The following is an 18411-nucleotide window of genomic DNA, read 5'->3' on the forward strand; positions in this document are numbered from 1 at the left end:
AAGATAAATATCGAACGTATTCGAAGCATTGGTAAGGAAGGGAGCAAGGGTCTTGGTAAGAACTATAAATGAGACATTTTTAAAAGCATGTAGGGGGGAACGTACCGATTATGTACCAGCATGGTATATGCGTCAAGCAGGTCGTTCACAACCGGAATATAGAAAGATTAAAGAAAAGTATTCTTTATTTGAAATTACACACAATCCAGAGTTATGTGCTTACGTTACAAAATTGCCGGTTGATCAGTATAACGTAGACGCAGCAATTCTTTATAAAGATATTATGTCACCACTACCTGCAATTGGTGTGGATGTAGAAATTAAATCAGGTATTGGCCCAGTTATCGATAACCCAATCCGTTCTTTACAAGACGTAGAAAAACTAGGGGAAATCAATCCAGAAGATGACGTACCGTACATACTAGATACAATTCGTTTATTAACGACAGAAATGTTAGACGTACCGTTAATCGGTTTTTCAGGAGCTCCATTTACATTAGCGAGCTATATGATTGAAGGCGGTCCATCTCGTAACTACCATAATACGAAAGCGTTCATGTATGCAGAGCCGAAAGCTTGGTTCGCTTTAATGGATAAACTAGCAGATATGGTTATTACATATTTAAAAGCGCAAATTAACGCAGGAGCAAAAGCAGTTCAAATTTTCGATTCTTGGGTTGGAACAGTAAATGTAGCGGATTATCGCGTATTTATTAAACCAGCAATGGAGCGTATTTTTGCAGAAGTTCGTAAGATGGGTGTTCCAATGATTATGCACGGCGTAGGAGCTGCACACTTAGTGAATGAGTGGCACGACTTACCGCTTGATGTAGTCGGCTTAGATTGGCGCTTACCGATTGAAGAAGCACGTGCACGGGGCGTTCATAAGGCGGTACAAGGCAATATGGACCCTTCATTCTTACTTGCACCATGGTCTGTTATTGAAGAACATGTAAAAGGTATTTTAGATCAAGGGATGAAACAGCCGGGTTATATCTTTAACCTAGGTCACGGTGTATTCCCAGAAGTAAATCCAGATACATTAAAACGTTTAACTACATTTATTCATGAATACTCTAAAGGGCAGTTAGCGAAGTAAAGGAGCATTGCTGTATGAAAAAGAAAATTGGTTTGCTTGTAATGGCATACGGAACGCCATATAAAGAAGAAGATATTGAACGTTACTATACACATATTCGCAGAGGAAGAAAGCCAAGTCCTGAAATGCTGGAAGATTTAACAGAGCGTTACCGTGCAATTGGTGGTATTTCTCCTTTAGCTACTATTACATTAGAGCAAGCTAAGAAGTTAGAGAAGCGTTTAAATGAAGTACAAGATGAAGTAGAGTACCATATGTATCTTGGCTTAAAACATATTGAACCGTTTATTGAAGATGCGGTGAAAGATATGCATAACGACGGAATACAAGATGCAATCGCACTTGTTCTTGCACCTCACTATTCTACGTTTAGCGTGAAATCGTACGTTGGACGAGCACAAGAAGAAGCTGAGAAACTTGGAAACTTAACAATTCACGGCATTGATAGCTGGTATAAAGAGCCGAAATTCATCCAGTACTGGGTTGATGCAGTGAAAGGTATATATAACGGTATGTCAGATGCAGAGCGTGAAAAAGCAGTATTAATCGTATCTGCACATAGCTTACCAGAGAAAATTATTGCAATGGGCGATCCATATCCAGATCAATTAAATGAAACAGCGGATTATATCGCGCGCGGAGCTGAAGTAGCAAACTATGCAGTAGGCTGGCAAAGTGCAGGAAACACACCAGATCCTTGGATTGGTCCAGATGTACAAGATTTAACGAGAGAACTAAATGAAAAGCACGGTTATACTTCATTCGTATATGCACCAGTTGGATTTGTTGCGGAACATTTAGAAGTTTTATATGACAACGACTTTGAGTGTAAAGTTGTAACGGATGAAATTGGTGCAAAATATTATCGTCCAGAAATGCCAAATGCATCGGAGGCATTTATTGATTGTTTAACAGATGTTGTATTAAAGAAAAAAGAATCTGTACTGTAAGAAGAAAGGAGGAGCCTGCTTGAGGAAAAAAGTTGTGATCGTCGGCGGAGGCATCACTGGATTAACAGCAATGTATAACTTACAAAAAAATATTCATGAAAAAAACTTGCCGATTGATACATTACTTATAGAAGCATCGGGTAAACTTGGCGGAAAAATTCAAACCGTTCGAAAAGATGGATTTACAATTGAGCGCGGACCAGATTCTTTCTTAGCACGAAAAGAAAGTGCAGCTAGATTAGTGAAAGAATTAGGTCTTGGCGATGAACTTGTAAATAATCAAGCCGGTCAATCATTTATCCTTGTAAACAATCGGTTACATAAAATGCCGAATGGATCAATGATGGGAATTCCAACGCAAATTACGCCGTTTCTATTTTCCGGGCTGTTCTCCCCAATTGGTAAACTAAGAGCTGGCTTTGATCTATTAATGCCGAGGTCAAAGCCAGTATCTGACCAATCACTCGGACAATTTTTCAGACATCGTCTTGGAAACGAAGTGGTTGAAAACTTAATAGAGCCGTTACTATCGGGTATTTATGCAGGGGATATTGATGAAATGAGCTTAATGTCAACATTCCCGCAAATGTATCAAATTGAGCAGAAACATCGCAGTATTTCACTCGGTATGCGTACGCTCGCTCCGAAAGAAGAGAAAGCTGAACCGAAAAAGGGAATGTTCCAAACAGTGAAAACAGGTTTAGAATCTATCGTAAAATCTCTCGAAGCAAAGATGCATGAAGGTACGATAATAAAGGGAACTCGCATTGAAAAAGTTGCGAAACAGGGTGATGGTTATACGATTACTCTTAGTAACGGAAAAGAAATAGAAGCGGACGCCATCGTAGTGGCAACTTCGCATAAAGTATTGCCGTCCATGTTTGCTCAGTACAAGCAGTTTCGTTTCTTCCGTAATATTCCATCCACATCCGTTGCGAATGTGGCACTTGCTTTCCAAAAGTCTGCAATCCAGCGCGATATTAATGGTACAGGATTTGTCGTATCACGAAATAGCGATTACACCATTACAGCATGTACGTGGACGCATAAAAAATGGCCACATACAACGCCAGAAGGAAAAACACTCCTTCGCTGTTACGTTGGACGTGCTGGTGATGAAGCGGTTGTAGAACAAACTGAAGAAGAACTCGTTCAGCTCGTACTAGAAGATTTAAGGAAGACGATGGATATTACAGAGGATCCAGAGTTTACAATCGTAAGTCGCTGGAAAGAAGCGATGCCTCAATATACAGTGGGCCATAACGAGCGAATGAAAAAGCTCACAACATTTATGGAGAAAGAGTTGCCAGGTATATACTTGGCAGGTAGCTCCTATGCTGGTGCTGGACTTCCAGACTGTATGAATCAAGGTGAGGAAGCTGCAAAGCGTGTATTATCTCATTTGGAGAAAGTAATAGATGCTGAATTAATCGCACAATAAATTATAAGAAACGCCTTCAATCATATTGAAGGCGTTTCGTTTATTATATAAAATACTTATTCGCCAATAAACATATATAAGTTATTTGGCTTTATAACAGCATCTCCTGCATAAATAACCCAATCTGTTAAGTTATCAAAATCTAAATGATAACTATTTCCTTCACTCATATCTTCTATAAAATATGGTTCATTGATGAGTATTCCTTGAATCAGGTCTTCTGTAATATGTTGCATTTCAAACCACATATGTTCGCTTTTACCCTCTTCATAGGAAACACCAAACTTAGCGAGAAAACGAAACTCTTCATTTGATTTTTCAATTTGAAAAATGTTGCTGAAATACCCGAAAGTATTTTTCGCATTATAAGCCATACGATCGGTTTCACTATTTGTTTTATAGAACATGAGCCCTGTAGCTTCCTCGTTTTCTTTGAAAAAACTTTCAATATATTCTTCTGAAGTATTAAATTTGAATAAGAGAACGGATGGAGATTGATGGTATTCATCTCGGGCATCCATTCCGCCTAAGAATGTATTTTGTGCATCTATTGGCTGTAATTTCACTTCTTCATCCTCGATTGAAGATAATTGGTCCATACTCGTTTTATGCCCTATATAAGATAATCCTTTCTCCCACGGAACAGCGACTGTATGTATAGAACCTTGCTGACTATGCGCGATAACGATAGGCTCATTCATAGGGACTTGTCCATTCTCAACGGCATTATTAGCAAATGTTTGAAAGAGATCGCCAATGCCGTAGTAGGAAGAAATGCGATTTGGAATAATTAACTCTATTTCAGTTACGCCCGCTCTTAAAAGGCCGTGTGTATGAAACCAATATTGCGTAGGCTCACCTTCTTTATCGTCTTCATAAACGGAATGAATAACGTATAAGTCAGGAATGTCAGGTAATAATTCATTTTCAACGTGATATTCAATATAGTTTCTAGATATCACTTTCATTGCTGCACTTGAATCGATTACAAATAACAAATCTGGGGCGAGGTTCCATAAAAATTGTATTTGCTGGAAAAAGCAGTCGAGTACATCGCCTACAAATAGCGTACGAGTGAAAATTTCAGTACCGAAAGCCGCATCTTCAAAATTACGATCTACAATTGTAGAATCTTGTCTATTGTACATTTTATATTCTTCTGGGTCATTCGCCTCATCAATATGCAGTTCATACGGTATGATTGTTTCATCCATATGTAACTCAACAATAAGGCTTGTCTCATCACTATAAACAATTTTTAACTCATCAACTTTAGTAGCGATATTTTCTAGCCGTTGTTTTAACTGCTCAATTGTAATTCTAGTTGGTATAACAGCAATCATATCTGAAAAATGACGTTCTAATGTTCCATTCATAGCTGCGCGGTATGTTTCTGTTTGCACTTCCATCCAATCACTCCTATTCAAATGAATCCATTTTACATGCCAATCAAATGTCGATATTTTCTGTTTTCTCTCTCTAACATTATAGAGTGCATTTGTAGAAGGTGTAAAATTATTATTTTGTATTATAGTTTGAAAGCTTGTAAATTAAATAAATCTTTTGTAAAATTTGTCGAAAAATAGTTCTATATAACGAATCATTTGTTATGATAGAAATGCTGAGAAAATATGAAATAGGGAGAGGAAAATGGCTGTGAAGAAATTGTTAAGTGTCTTTTTATCATTCTTGCTATTGCTTTCATTTACTGGAACTTTAGCGCAAGCAGAAGAAACTGCTTCTATGTCAGTAGAAAAAGCAATTCAAGTATTTAAGCAGCAAGGGAAAACGAAGGGGATTGTGGAAGGATATATTGTCGGATATACGCAAAGTTCTTCTAAATATACGAAGGATCCAGCTAAGTTTGATGATACAAACGTAGCAATTGCAGATTCGCCAAACGAAACGAATCCAGACAAAATCATGCCCGTTCAGTTGCCAAAAGGTGATGTGAGAACGGCAGTGAATGTAAAAGATCACCCTGAAAATATCGGGAAGAAAGTTAGTTTGACTGGGACTCTTGAATTATATTTTAGTAACCCAGGTTTAAAATCAGTAACAGCTTATAAGTTTCAAGGTGAAGGACAAAACCGTGTTAGCGATGTAGTAGCTTCACCGAACGGTGGAGAAGTTGCTAAAGGAACAGCGGTAACATTAACGACGAATACAGAAGGTGCAACGATTTACTATACGTTAGATGGCTCTAATCCTACTAATAAAAGTGTTCTTTATAATGGACAAATTATAGTGAATGAAAATAGTGTAGTGAAAGCAATCGCAGAAAAAGAAGGACTTACTTCTTCAGCAATTTCGACATTTTCATTTATTATCGTAAATAATGAACCAGTTCGTATTCATGACATTCAAGGAAAATCACATATGTCTCCTTACAACGGGAAGAAAGTAAACAATGTGGAAGGCGTTGTCACAGCGCTTGATAAAAACGGCTTTTATATAGAAGACAATCAGCCAGATAATGATCCAGCTACTTCAGAAGGTATGTACGTATATAAAAAAGATGCGAATGTAGCAGTAGGAGATCTTATTCAAGTTGATGGAGTAGTAGAAGAATATGTTGGACCAGGATATGCAGAGCGATTTGAAACAGACTTAACGACGACAGAAATTAAGGCGAGTCGCGTTGCTGTAATCGCAAAAGATCAATCTTTGCCAGCACCGATTGTACTTGGGGAAAACGGTGTGAAAATCCCGGACCAGATTATTGATAATGATGCATTCGGTTTATTTGATCCAAATGAAGATGCAATCGACTTTTATGAAAGTATAGAAGGCATGCGTGTTACGATGCCAACACCAAAAATTATTGCACCTCAGAAAAATGGAAATTTATATGTAACAGTAAAAAATGGTGGAGATAAAATAGTAACACAATATGGCACACCTCTATTAGATGAAAACCAATTAAACCCAGAGCGTCTTTCTGTAAAAGTACCTCGCGATTATGTAGCAAAAGTAGGAGATACTTTCACTGGAGATATAACAGGGGTAGTAGGATATGATTACGGTTCTTTCCGTATTTCGCCAATAACAGAACTGCCAGCTGTAGTGGATGGTGGATTTAAGCAAGTAGGCGCAAATATTCAGCCACGTCTTGATAAGTTAACGGTTGCTACATATAACATTGAAAACTTCTCAGCGAATAAAAAAGAAACAACAGATGAAAAGGTAAAAGCGTTAGCGTATTCTATTAAATACAACTTAAAAATGCCAGATATTATCGGTGTAGAGGAAATGCAAGATAATAACGGATCAATTAATGACGGTACAACAGATGCGTCATTAAGCGCAAAACGTATCATTGATGCAGTGCTAGAAATTCGTGGACCGAAGTATGAGTATGTAGAAATCGCTCCAAACAATAATCAAGACGGAGGAGCACCAGGAGCGAATATTCGCGTCGGCTTCTTCTACAATCCATCACGCGTGAAATTAGCGACGGTACCAAAGTTACTTGATAAAAATGTTGTTCGTATTGGAGACGAAAATCCATTATTTGAAAGTACACGTAAACCGTTAGCGGCAGAATTTACGTTCCAAGGACAAAACATTGTTGTCGTTGCAAATCACTTAAACTCAAAACTAGGAGATGCAACGCCATTTGGAAAAGTGCAGCCGCTCGTATTAAAAAGTGAAGACAAACGAATTCAGTTAGCACAAGAAGTAAATCATTTCGTGCAAGGAATTCAGAAAAAGAATACGAATGCACCAGTTGTCGTGTTAGGTGATATGAACGATTTCGAATTCTCTAAACCACTAAAAACACTAGAGGGAACAATCTTAAAAGATATGTTAAACACAGTGCCAAAAGAGAATCGTTACACGTACATTCACGAAGGAAATGCACAAGTGTTAGATCATATTTTAGTAACAAATAATATCGCACCACACACAATTGTAGATCCAGTGCACTTAAACTCAAATATAATGAAAGAGCACGGACGTGTAAGCGACCATGACCCAGTACTTGCTCAAATTGATTTGAAGAAAGCTTCTTAAAGAAAGGAACGCTTAGGTAACTAAGCGTTTTTTTTTTGCATCGTTATAGAATAGTATAAAGAGATGATTCCTTTTTTTGTAATCTAATGATAAAATTGATTGAATATTTAGTTTTTAAAAAGGAGGACAACAATGCAGTTACAAATAAATGGAAAGGTAATGAATCAGTTTGCAATTTTTTTAGTACGATCGTCATGCTTCAGTTTGTAGCTGATATAACAGGACTTATAAGCAATCTAGATATTACGTATAACTTAATACATACAGCAGCTTCTTATATAACATTTAGTTTGGCGGTTATTTTCACTTTAATAGGTGCAAGAAGAGAATTAAGTAAATATGCAATTGTTTCATTATGTTTAGTAGTAGCGATTAAAGCGATTTATTTTGTAGCGGTTGTTATTTTATGGGGATTGGCAGGTACACCGTAAGTGAATAGTAAATAAAACCCTAATTTCCAATATAGTAAGGAAATTAGGGTTTTATTATACTTGAAACGCCTTTCTACACCGCTCTCTTTTTTGCAACCTTCTTCTATATTTTTTTCTATCACGTTTTACTCCTTGTATATACATGATTAAGCTAACGAGGAGGAAGAAGGCACATTGTATATTGTCAAAATATATGGTGACATGCCATGCAGCGGCTGCCTTGGATCATATAAATGAATAGGCGCTCCACCTATTGTAGGGAGTACCGTATTTAGCAGGACGTAAGGAATAGAGGTAGTTGCAAATGGAAATAGAAGCGCCATATAGTCCTTTTGGGACCATGCAGATGCAGCAAGTCTTAAAAGAGCCATCAGACCTGCAAATAAAAAATTAATTCCGATATATACAGCAATGTAAGTGATGGGAGAAGTTTCATATAAGTTTGCAAACATCCCGTTATCATTTATAATGCCTGAACCAGCCGTTGGTACTCCGTCTGGAATGGTTAATTTGCAAAATAATAACGATAAGATGAATGGAAATGTATAAAGAAGTCCGCCGCAAAAAAATGTAACGATATATTTCGTTACTGAATAAGAAAATAAAGAAATTTCTTTACTGACAAACGGTTTAAAACCATCGGACTTATCCGAGTTATAACTTGTACTAAAGGGAAGACTTGCAATAACTGGCATTAATAATAAATAAACATCCATTTCATTTCCACGAAATCCAATCCATTTAATATCCGTCGATATAGGTCCATTCGCAGCGTCTCCTAAATAACGAATTACATAATAATAATGATAAATACAAATAAGAACAAATCCACTAAACATAATAATTAAAGAAACACGATTACAAAAAGCTTGCTTTATATTTAAACGAAGTGCACGCATCATGACTGAAAAAGCCTCCACTGTTTTGATAAACTTGTCTATTTTCTATATTACTATTAATTGTAAAGATTTTCTTGTTTTTTTATTTGATTATTTGAAAAAGAGGAAATTTGTTGTTGGTAAGTAAGGTTTAGCTGAAATTAATTTTTCTAAAATATGGTTGACAATTAAGTATTACATTTGTAATCTTAATTATAGATTACAAATGTAATACTTAGGAGTGAAACATACGATGACAAATCAATTACCTAAAATATCTGAAGCGGAATTAGAAATTATGAAAGTACTTTGGTCGAGTTCTCCGCAAACAGCGAATGAAATTATAGAAGAACTGGAAGATGCAATGGACTGGAAACCGAAAACAATCCGCACATTAATTAATCGATTAGTGCAAAAGGAAGCCGTTTCTTACCATCAAGATAAAGGGCGTATGTACGCTTATTACCCGTTAGTATCACAACATAATTATTTGCAAGTGGAAACGAAATCTTTACTAAAACGTTTTTGCGGTGCAGCGTTTAAGCCATTACTTGTTAATTTCTTAAAAGAGGAGAAATTATCTTCAGAAGATATTAATGAATTAAAACGCATTTTAGATGAGAAGACAGAGGAGAATAAGAGGAAGGATCGATAAAAATGATAAACACGCTTATAAATGTATACCTTCCTCATTTTTTTGATTGGCTTATAGAAACGTCACTTATGGCTAGCATATTAGTCGGATTTATTTTATGTATAAAAGTTCTATTTAGAAATAAATTATCCCCCCGGTGGCAATATATGCTGTGGATCGTATTAATGATAAGACTCCTTTTACCGTGGTCGCCAGATAGCTCTTATAGTATTTACTCATTACTTTCTTATAGTTCTAGCGTATCGGAAGTTATTCCAAAAAATATGCCGGCTACTGAGAATATAGTGAACATAGAAAGTGACCGAAAAGTGGAATTGGAATCAAATTCTAAAATGGTGACAAAAACTAGCGAACCGGAAGTAAAAGTCAGTTCGGAAAAACAGACTACATTTTCTTTATACAAACTTGCTTTGTATGTGTGGCTAGCTGGGGTAATCATATTAGCAGCCATCACGTTTCTTACAAATAGACGTTTATATTCTTACATAAAGAAACAACCGGATATTACGGACGAACAGGTCACTACAGTGTTTAATCGCTGTAAGCAGTCTATGAAAATGAAGAAGGCAGTTTCGTTACGTCTAGCGGGAAAGATTGCGAGCCCAACTGTGTTTAGTTTCTTTCGTCCGAAAGTATTACTATCAAAAAAACATATGAAAGTATTAAATAAACAACAATTACAATATGTCTTTTACCATGAGTTAGCTCATATTAAGAGAAACGATGTAGCTGTAAATTGGATTATGTACAGTTTAATCCTATTAAATTGGTTCAATCCAATTCTTTGGTACGCCTATTTTTGTATGCGAGAAGATCAAGAATTAGCCTGTGATGCATATGCACTTACTTTTATAGATAAAGAGGAACAAATTGCATACGGTCATACAATTATTACCCTTTTAGAACACTATTCCTATCAAGTACCAAGCCTAGCAAATTTAAGTAGAAATAAACGAACACTAAAAAGGAGAATCATTATGATTAAAAAATTCCAAAAGAAATCGTATCGTCTTTCTTTACTCGGAGTTATTGTCATAGTTGCTATAGCATCCCTTTCTTTATTCAACGCACGTACAACGGAAGGAAAAGAAAAGCAAGAGGATAAAGTAGAGCAGTCAAAGGATGCTTTCCAAAATGCTGTAGATACATTATTTGGTACAGAGGAAAAGGCGAGAAAAGAGTGGGGGATGTCAAAATGGCAATATGAAAACCGAACAGCCTTTTTATATCATGCTGAAAAAGCTTTAACAAAGGAAGAGTTTGAGAATTATGTGCAGTTATATAAAGAGGTATTGCAGATCGAGAAAAAAGGATTAGTTAGATTAAACTTACCCGAAAATTTCCAAGGGGATATAAAAGAGGTGAAAGAAGAGCGCTTAAGTACAGAAAATCGTGAAAAATTAAAAGAAATTCATAATAAAACAACTCCTTATGAGGATAAGGTAGGGAAATATTTAACATATACAGTTGAAGAAGTGCAGCAACATGTTGATTTCCAAATCAAGAGGCCAACTTATACAATTAAAGGATATACCCAAAAAGACGAAAGAGTGAATTATTATCTTAAGATAAAACCGGAATTCACTATTGAATTAGAATATACGAACGGAAAAGGAAATTATACAATTTCTCAATCGCAAGTTTTTGGGGAAAGCAAAGACCCATTTAGCCACCAGTTTATAGTGCCTGAAAATATAGAAAAGTACGAACTAGAAGGTAATCAAATATTCTACGCTACTCATCACTCGGATAGTAATTTACAAGGTATGAAGATGATTGTTCCAGCAAAAGGGAAAAATAGTGCATACCAAATCGTTATTATTAATCATAGTTTAGAGAACCCAGGAGAAGCAGTATTCGATAAGAATGTAAATAAAGAAGAATTAGAGAAAATTATGCTTTCTATGTTGAAATAGCAAAAAGGTGTTCTTAAGATGTATATCTCTAGAACATCTTTTCCTTTTCTCTTTTCTTCTGATAAACTATGGAAAGTATGATATACACTGACTGAAATTTTTTTATACTGGAAATAATAAAAAGAGAACTTGTATAGAATGTAAGCGTGTGGTAATATCAAAGATGTACTGATTGACTATATTATCCAATTGGTCATTTTTGGAGGTGATGATGTGGCAATAGATCGAAAACGTTCTATTATTGAGGCTGCAACAAAGTCTTTTTCAGCGTTCGGCTATAAAGCAACAACGATGGATCAAGTAGCGAAGTTAGCGAATGTAGGGAAAGGAACGATTTATACTTTTTTCAAAAATAAAGAAGAGTTATTTGGTGAAATTATTTCTAATTTAATTACAGAAATGAAGCAAGTTGCAGAAAGTGCAATTCGTTCAGATGTTTCATTTTTTGAAAATGTACATAGAGCATTATATAGCATCTTGGAATTTAGAAAAGAACATCAGCTCATGATTAAATTAATTCAAGAAGAGCGCGATATGGGAACGAAAGAAGTACAAGAAGTGATGCAACAAGTTGATGTGGAAATCGTTTCTGTTATTCAATCGTATTTAAAAATTGCGATTGAAAAAGGTGAAATTAGCAAATGTGATCCAGAAATTACAGCATTTATTATGCTTCGTCTATATGTATCGCTTATTTTTGATTGGGAAAAAAATCATGAACCGCTAGAAAAAGAAAAAATTGCAGAGTTATTTGAACTTTATTTACTAAAAGGATTGTCAAACTAAGATAATCCTTTTAATTTTATAAAAAAAATGACCGAATGAACAATGTGGTCATATATTTAAGTTAAGGGGGGATATAGAAAAAATATAATCATAATGAGAAAAAGTTGCATAGTAATAAATTCGGGGATAAGGCATATGTATGAACAAGTATAGCCTTTTTGTTTGGGTAAAAATGACTATATGAACATTTTGGTCATTTTATAAAAGGGGGAGAAATTATGAAAGGTAATCAGTTACTTCGGAAAGAGTTCACGGAAATTATAAAAAGTAAAAAAATATTAATTCCAATTATTGCGGTCTTATTCGTACCGATTTTATATGCAGGGATGTTTTTGTGGGCCTTTTGGGATCCGTATAAACAGTTAGATGACTTACCAGTTGCAGTAGTCAATTTAGATAAAGGCGCAGTATTTGATGGGAAACCAATTGAGGTCGGAAAAGGGCTCGTTGATAATTTAAAAGATAATAAAAGTTTTAAATGGGAGTTCGTAAGTGAAAAAGAAGCAAAGAAAGGAATGGAAGGTAGAAAGTATTACATGTTAGTGCGCATTCCAGATGACTTCTCAAGTAACGCTACAACGTTACTAAAAGACAATCCAAAGCCATTAAACTTAGAGTACATTCCAAACGAAAGTTTAAACTTCTTATCTTCACAAATTGGAGGAACAGCCATTGAAAAGATTAAAACTGAAGTATCAAGCACGTTAACGAAAACATATGCAGAGAAAATGTTCGATTCTATTAAAGATGTCTCAAAAGGATTAGCGGATGGATCAGAAGGGGCAAGTAAACTACACGACGGATCAAGTGAATTGCATGATGGTTCAAGTAAAGTGACGGATGGCCTTCATACACTTCAAGGGAAATCTGGGGAGATGAAGGATGGAGTTGGTAGGTTAATAGATGGCTCTGGAAAAGTGACAGATGGCCTTTATACGTTGCAAGGAAAATCAGGGGAAATGACAATTGGTATTAATAAACTGTTAGATGGCTCAGGTCAGGTAACATCTGGTTTGTATACGTTGCAAGGGAAGTCAGGGGAGATGGCAACAGGTATTAATAAATTGTTAGATGGCTCAGGTCAGGTAACAGATGGCTCAAGTAAAGTAACCAATGGTTTAAATGTATTAAACGGTAAAACAGGAGAAATGAAGAGTGGAATTACTGAACTAGTAAATGGAGCAGGGCAGCTTTACGATGGTTCTAGTCAAGTTAATAGTGGTTTAAATTTACTTGTTAATAAATCGGGTGAGTTACAAAAAGGGATAGGAAATCTTTCTGATGGCTCAGGGCAATTGTATGGTGGTTTAAAAGAATTAGAGGATAAATCTATTGAATTAAATAATGGCTTGAAAAGTGTGTCTGCAGGCTCTAACAAATTAGAAAAAGGTACAGGCGAACTTTCAAGTGGTTTAGAGAAACTAGATGGTACAAAAAATCAATTAGAAGAAGGCGCACAAAAAATTCAGCAAGGTTTGCAAGATTTAAATAATCAAGTACACAGTGTTGTAACGAATCAATCAAATGAACAGAAATCATCCAATACAGTACAACAAGTAAATGCAGAGATAAATAAAACAGTGGAAAGCGTTGGGCAACTAAAAGAAGATTCGCTATCTAATGTAGAGAATGCAAATCAAATGACAAAAGATGTTGCAGCTTTGAAAGAACAAATCGCAAGTCTCCCACAAGAATATCAAGATAAGTTAGAACCATTTATAGCAAATGTTAAGAAAAGCACAGAGGCAGTTCAAAAGAAATCAACAGAACTTGTAGGGACAACAAATACAGCAAATAAAAATGTATTAGAGTTAAAAAGTGTAATGAGTGAGGAGAGAGAGGGAGCACAAATAAGGGTATCAAGTCCAGAAAATCTAAATGGTTTAGTAGCTGGTATCGAAAAATTAGCAAAAGAGCAAAATAAATTTCTTGCTAATTTCCAAGGATTTGGTCAAGGATTAGGGGTAGCAAAACTTGGAGCAAGTAATGTAACAGAGGGAAGTAAAGAATTAAATTTTGGTGTTAGCAAATTGGCTGAAAATGGGCCGAAGCTTGTAAGTGGAGTTAATGAATTGAAAAATGGTGCAGGTAAGCTAAGTGGTGGCTTAGGTGAATTATCTACAGGATCCAATCAATTAATTACAGGTGTAAATCAATTAGCGGATGGCTCTGGAAAAGTGACAAATGGTTTAGAAAAACTAAATGGTGGTTTAGGTGAATTATCTATCGGCGCCAATCAAATGGCAGTGGGGATAAATCAGTTAGCAGGGGGAGCTAGTCAAGTCACAGAAGGCTCCGGCCAAGTAACAACAGGCTTAGGCACATTATCAGTGGGAACCGGTCAACTAGTTGATGGAGTAAACAAGTTAGCAAACGGTTCCAGTCAAGTAACAACAGGCTTAGGCACATTATCAGGAGGAACCGGTCAATTAGTTGATGGAGTAAACAAGTTAGCAAACGGTTCCGGTCAAGTAACAACAGGCTTAGGTACATTATCAAATGGCTCAACCCAGCTAATCGACGGAGTAAATAAACTAGCAGACGGATCAGGAAAAGTAACTGATGGACTAGTGAAAGTAAACGATGGTTCAGGTGAACTTGCAGAGAAACTTGGCGAAGGAGCAGAAAAAACTGGTGAAGTAAAAGGGACGGATAAAACGTATGATATGTTTGCAAGTCCTGTAAAAGTGAAGACGGAGAAAATGGCGGAAGTTCCAAACTACGGAACTGGATTTACGCCGTACTTCTTATCACTCGGTTTATTCGTTGGGGCATTACTATTATCAATCGTATATCCATTACGTGATACAGTCGGCGTTCCGAAATCAGGGTTTAGTTGGTTTATTAGTAAGTTTGGCGTACTACTATCAGTTGGTATTATTCAAGCGATAGTAGCAGATGTTATATTACTGTTCGGATTGGGTGTAGAAGTACAAAGCATTCCATACTTCATACTCTTTAGTATCATTACAAGTTTAGCATTTATCGCATTAATTCAATGTTTAGTAACAGCATTCGGTGATGCAGGCCGTTTTATCGCCATCATCACATTAATTATGCAGCTTACAACAAGTGCTGGAACATTCCCGTTAGAGTTGATTCCGAAGTTTTTACAACCATTCAATGCTTGGTTACCGATGACATATTCTGTATCAGGACTGAAAGCAGTCGTATCAAGCGGAGACTTTGACTTCATGTGGCAAAACGTAGGGGTGCTCATGATTTTCATTGTTGTATTATCACTTGGAACAATTGCATCCTTAACTTGGATGCACAAACGACAATTTAGAAATATTGCGGAAAATCAATCGATTGAAGCTTAGAAAAAAGCACCTTTTTGGTGCTTTTTTATTTTAATAGAGGGCATCTTTTCCTTAGTTCATCTATAAATCTTTCTAAAAGCTATAGAAACGAAAGAAAAGGAATTACAACAATTTACAGAGAAACATAGGGTAGAGGAGTTGATATGATGAAAGGCAATCTTACTTATTATTTTATCGTAAATCCGCTAATAATCTTTCTTGTTTATGCCCTTTCACCTATATTGTTTGATAAAGAAGTATATACAAGTATGAAAGATGCATTTGGAATACTTACGTTCTATTATGTGTTAATGAGTGGATATTACTTTATTGATATTTTAAGTGAAAAGATAAAGAAAAAAAGTGATGGAGGATAACAAAATGACTGAAAGTGAAATGAAATTCCGGGATACGACCATTCGTAACTTTTTCGATAAAGAGGATCGTTTAAAATCGATTCCAGGTCAAAAGAAGAAAAAACTAGTATTGTTAGAGCATTTAATTAGCAAGTTAAATGCTGAAAATCAATATACAGAAAAAGAAATTAATACATTTATAAAACAATATCATGATGATTTTTGTACAATTAGACGTGAATTTATTGTACAGGGGTTTATGAATAGAGAGGATAATATGTACTGTATAAACGGGAGAGAAGTTTGGAAGAAGTGGGAGGAGTTAAAATAATGAATCAGCGAGGGGATCCCCGCTGATTATAAGCCTGTGCTAGTCTTGCTGTTTCTTTGTAGTAAGTCTATGAACGCTTCAACATTCGAACTTGTAATGTACCCAAGCGTTATATATTCATCTTCATAGTAAAATATTATTTTTTTGTCAAAGATTCTTCTCTTCGTTTCTATGGATAGAATTTCTTCATAATCAAATTCGGCAATGAATGTATTTTTATATTGGCTAAAAAAGAGAAGTCTTTGATTAGTAGCAAGTAACATGCCAGGATACGGGACTTTATGCGTAATCGTATAGCCAGTAAGTGAACATTTTAAAGTAGATAAAATTTTTTCTTCTTTATGTAATAGTTGTTTTGCAGCTGTTAAGATTGGATTCATTGTATACATTCCTTTTATTTTGATATATGAATATTTTATCAAGAGTAAAAAGATTCTCAATATGTAATATTGCATATTGGCCGTTTTATAGTTGTAATATTATTTTTAAAAAGAAAAAGTACGAGGTGATTCAATGATACGGTTAGTAAAAGAGACTGATGCAGAAGCAATTATGAATATTAGAAAAGAAATTATATTATCGGAAACTACTACAAAATTTTTCATAGTATCCCCAAAGAAGTTACCGAATGATATGAATGCAGAAAGAGAAAAGATACGGAAAAGTAATGAGAAAGGTAATCTTTATATCGTGTATGAAGTAGATGGGAAGGTAGTTGGCTTTTTACTTTTCAACCGATATGAACTAGAACGGTTACAACACGCAGGCACAATGGGAATGGGGATTAAAGAGGCGTATTGTAATCAAGGCATAGGCACGAAATTAATTGAATTTCTTATTAGATGGGCGAAAGGGCAGAAAGGTTTAGAAAAAATTTGTTTAGGTGTAGTTTCTGTTAATGATCGGGCAATTAAAGTGTACAAACGTATGGGCTTTGTAGAAGAAGGTAGACAACGAAAGCAAATTAAATATGAAGATGGATCATATGGAGATGACGTATTGATGGGGTTTTATATTGAATAAAGGATATATGGTATTAAGAAAAGGAATGTACATAACGTAAATTTCTAAAAGTAGTATATTGCCCCTGCATTAACAGACTTTTCCCTATGTATAATATTAATATAGTAAAATCATAACAACCGATATTGCAGTTTCCAATAATATACTATATAATCAATTTAAGAAAACGTTTTCATGCAAAGGGGGAGAATTTCGTGTCGACTATAGAGGACGTGGCGAAATTAGCGGGGTTATCAAGGACAACGGTTTCTAGGGTGATTAATAATCATCCATATGTTTCAGATGAGAAGAAAAAAAGGGTTCAATTAGCAATGAAGCATTTAGGCTTCGTTCCTAATTCTGCGGCGAGAAGGCTTCGTAAACAAAAAACGGAAACAATTGCGGTGCTCGTTCCAAGGATTACAAATCCTTTCTTCAGTAGATTTATCGAAGCAATCGAGATTGCTGCTTCTGAACATAAATATAAACTGATTATTTGTCAAACAAGATATTTACCGGAAAAAGAGATGGAGTATTTACAATTATTATCTACGAAACAAGTAGATGGGATTATTCTATGTTCACTAGAAAATCCGTGGGAAGATGTAGAGCCATACTTACAGCACGGTCCAATCGTGTTGTGTAATGAATATATTGAGGAAGCAAATATTCCAACAGTGAAATTTGATCATGCGCAAGGAGCATACATAGCTGCGAAGCATGTGTTAGATCAAGGATATCGTAATCTTATTTTTTGCCGTGGTAACGAAACCAAAGTCGTTAGCCAGCAGCGAAAAATGGGCTTTTTACGTGCAATAACTGAGAAGAGCCGCCAAGTAGAAGCGATTGACTTTCTTGAAAACGCTTTCTCTTGGGAAGATGGAAAACGAATATTCCATGAAGTATTAAAGGACAAAAAAAATCCTACCGCGATTTTGGCAGGAGGCGATGAGGTAGCAGCTGGAATTATCTCAGAGGCGAAACGCCATAACTGGAGCATTCCAGATGATCTCGCTGTTATCGGTTTTGATAATCAAATATTATCGCAGATTACAGAACCAGGTATTACGACAATTGAACAGCCAATTGATGAAATGGCCCGAAAAGTTGTCGACCTAATGATGGATAAAATTCATACGAAAAATTATCGAAAAAAAGAATTGTATGAGTTTGAACTGGAGCTCTTGGTGAAAGGTTCAACGATGAAGGATAAGATGTTATTAGCCTAGTAGACTATGTCTGCTAGG

At 35.7% G+C, this 18411-nt stretch carries 14 protein-coding genes and 2 pseudogenes; 13 read left to right on the forward strand and 3 right to left on the reverse strand.

What is annotated here, in order from left to right:
* Nucleotides 1–52: 52 nt before the first annotated feature.
* Genes hemE through hemY form a run of 3 tightly spaced genes read left to right on the forward strand, consistent with a single transcriptional unit; the run spans nucleotide 53 to nucleotide 3490 of the window.
* The gene (gene hemE / locus NST90_RS05425; RefSeq protein ID WP_000252605.1) at nucleotides 53–1099 is read left to right on the forward strand and encodes a uroporphyrinogen decarboxylase; all 1047 of its coding nucleotides are present in this window, start codon (nucleotides 53–55) and stop codon (nucleotides 1097–1099) included.
* A 14-nt stretch (nucleotides 1100–1113) separates the two neighbouring features.
* Entirely contained in the window at nucleotides 1114–2049 is a 936-nt protein-coding gene (hemH, locus tag NST90_RS05430; RefSeq protein ID WP_000726779.1) for a ferrochelatase, read from the forward strand.
* Nucleotides 2050–2068: 19 nt separating this feature from the next.
* Nucleotides 2069–3490: a protoporphyrinogen oxidase gene (gene hemY / locus NST90_RS05435; protein ID WP_001228101.1), complete on the forward strand. Its 1422-nt coding sequence runs from the start codon at nucleotides 2069–2071 to the stop codon at nucleotides 3488–3490.
* 56 nt (nucleotides 3491–3546) lie between these two features.
* Here hemY and NST90_RS05440 read toward each other — a convergent pair whose 3' ends face one another.
* A complete protein-coding gene (locus NST90_RS05440) occupies nucleotides 3547–4899 on the reverse strand; it encodes a DUF4026 domain-containing protein (RefSeq protein ID WP_000453705.1) in 1353 nt (450 codons plus the stop codon).
* 241 nt (nucleotides 4900–5140) lie between these two features.
* On the opposite strand from NST90_RS05440, the gene NST90_RS05445 reads away from it, so the two are divergent.
* Complete coding sequence (locus tag NST90_RS05445; protein WP_046392434.1) at nucleotides 5141–7507, forward strand: DUF6359 domain-containing protein; 2367 nt, start codon at nucleotides 5141–5143, stop codon at nucleotides 7505–7507.
* Between the two features lie 132 nt (nucleotides 7508–7639).
* Nucleotides 7640–7938, forward strand: a pseudogene (locus NST90_RS05450) (hypothetical protein).
* Nucleotides 7939–7992: 54 nt separating this feature from the next.
* On the opposite strand, the pseudogene NST90_RS05455 reads toward NST90_RS05450, so the two are convergent.
* A pseudogene (locus NST90_RS05455) lies at nucleotides 7993–8840 on the reverse strand (hypothetical protein).
* A gap of 229 nt (nucleotides 8841–9069) precedes the next feature.
* On the opposite strand from NST90_RS05455, the gene NST90_RS05460 reads away from it, so the two are divergent.
* From NST90_RS05460 to NST90_RS05485, 6 genes are all read left to right on the forward strand, one after another.
* Complete coding sequence (locus tag NST90_RS05460; protein ID WP_000184510.1) at nucleotides 9070–9471, forward strand: BlaI/MecI/CopY family transcriptional regulator; 402 nt, start codon at nucleotides 9070–9072, stop codon at nucleotides 9469–9471.
* Between the two features lie 2 nt (nucleotides 9472–9473).
* Nucleotides 9474–11387: a M56 family metallopeptidase gene (locus NST90_RS05465; protein WP_046392435.1), complete on the forward strand. Its 1914-nt coding sequence runs from the start codon at nucleotides 9474–9476 to the stop codon at nucleotides 11385–11387.
* 213 nt (nucleotides 11388–11600) lie between these two features.
* On the forward strand, nucleotides 11601–12173 hold the full coding sequence (locus NST90_RS05470) for a TetR/AcrR family transcriptional regulator (RefSeq protein ID WP_000963381.1): 573 nt from the start codon (nucleotides 11601–11603) through the stop codon (nucleotides 12171–12173).
* 218 nt (nucleotides 12174–12391) lie between these two features.
* The gene (locus NST90_RS05475; RefSeq protein WP_231009185.1) at nucleotides 12392–15496 is read left to right on the forward strand and encodes a YhgE/Pip domain-containing protein; all 3105 of its coding nucleotides are present in this window, start codon (nucleotides 12392–12394) and stop codon (nucleotides 15494–15496) included.
* A gap of 143 nt (nucleotides 15497–15639) precedes the next feature.
* Complete coding sequence (locus NST90_RS05480) at nucleotides 15640–15852, forward strand: hypothetical protein (protein ID WP_025710375.1); 213 nt, start codon at nucleotides 15640–15642, stop codon at nucleotides 15850–15852.
* A gap of 4 nt (nucleotides 15853–15856) precedes the next feature.
* Nucleotides 15857–16162, forward strand: a complete 306-nt coding sequence (locus NST90_RS05485) for a DUF2087 domain-containing protein (protein WP_000140290.1) — start codon at nucleotides 15857–15859, stop codon at nucleotides 16160–16162.
* Nucleotides 16163–16188: 26 nt separating this feature from the next.
* Here the strand turns inward: NST90_RS05485 and NST90_RS05490 are convergent, their stop codons facing one another.
* Nucleotides 16189–16542 (reverse strand): PH domain-containing protein, encoded by a 354-nt coding sequence (locus NST90_RS05490; RefSeq protein ID WP_001068223.1) that lies wholly within the window; start codon nucleotides 16540–16542, stop codon nucleotides 16189–16191.
* Nucleotides 16543–16675: 133 nt separating this feature from the next.
* On the opposite strand from NST90_RS05490, the gene NST90_RS05495 reads away from it, so the two are divergent.
* Complete coding sequence (locus tag NST90_RS05495) at nucleotides 16676–17185, forward strand: GNAT family N-acetyltransferase (RefSeq protein WP_048656899.1); 510 nt, start codon at nucleotides 16676–16678, stop codon at nucleotides 17183–17185.
* Nucleotides 17186–17379: 194 nt separating this feature from the next.
* Nucleotides 17380–18393 carry a LacI family DNA-binding transcriptional regulator gene (locus NST90_RS05500; protein WP_000103715.1) on the forward strand — a complete coding sequence of 338 codons (1014 nt, stop codon included), beginning with the start codon at nucleotides 17380–17382 and terminating at the stop codon, nucleotides 18391–18393.
* Nucleotides 18394–18411: the final 18 nt, after the last annotated feature.

Origin of the sequence: Bacillus sp. FSL E2-8900 (genome assembly GCF_037966225.1) — a bacterium.
Lineage (GTDB): Bacteria > Bacillota > Bacilli > Bacillales > Bacillaceae_G > Bacillus_A > Bacillus_A cereus.

Excerpts from the sequence above, each read along its gene's own strand:
- hemH (WP_000726779.1), top strand. The coding sequence starts at position 1,114 with ATGAAAAAGAAAATTGGTTTGCTTGTAATGGCATACGGAACGCCATAT.
- NST90_RS05440 (WP_000453705.1), bottom strand. The coding sequence starts at position 4,899 with ATGGAAGTGCAAACAGAAACATACCGCGCAGCTATGAATGGAACATTA.
- NST90_RS05445 (WP_046392434.1), top strand. The coding sequence starts at position 5,141 with ATGGCTGTGAAGAAATTGTTAAGTGTCTTTTTATCATTCTTGCTATTG.
- NST90_RS05460 (WP_000184510.1), top strand. The coding sequence starts at position 9,070 with ATGACAAATCAATTACCTAAAATATCTGAAGCGGAATTAGAAATTATG.
- NST90_RS05465 (WP_046392435.1), top strand. The coding sequence starts at position 9,474 with ATGATAAACACGCTTATAAATGTATACCTTCCTCATTTTTTTGATTGG.
- NST90_RS05475 (WP_231009185.1), top strand. The coding sequence starts at position 12,392 with ATGAAAGGTAATCAGTTACTTCGGAAAGAGTTCACGGAAATTATAAAA.
- NST90_RS05480 (WP_025710375.1), top strand. The coding sequence starts at position 15,640 with ATGATGAAAGGCAATCTTACTTATTATTTTATCGTAAATCCGCTAATA.
- NST90_RS05485 (WP_000140290.1), top strand. The coding sequence starts at position 15,857 with ATGACTGAAAGTGAAATGAAATTCCGGGATACGACCATTCGTAACTTT.
- NST90_RS05490 (WP_001068223.1), bottom strand. The coding sequence starts at position 16,542 with ATGAATCCAATCTTAACAGCTGCAAAACAACTATTACATAAAGAAGAA.
- NST90_RS05495 (WP_048656899.1), top strand. The coding sequence starts at position 16,676 with ATGATACGGTTAGTAAAAGAGACTGATGCAGAAGCAATTATGAATATT.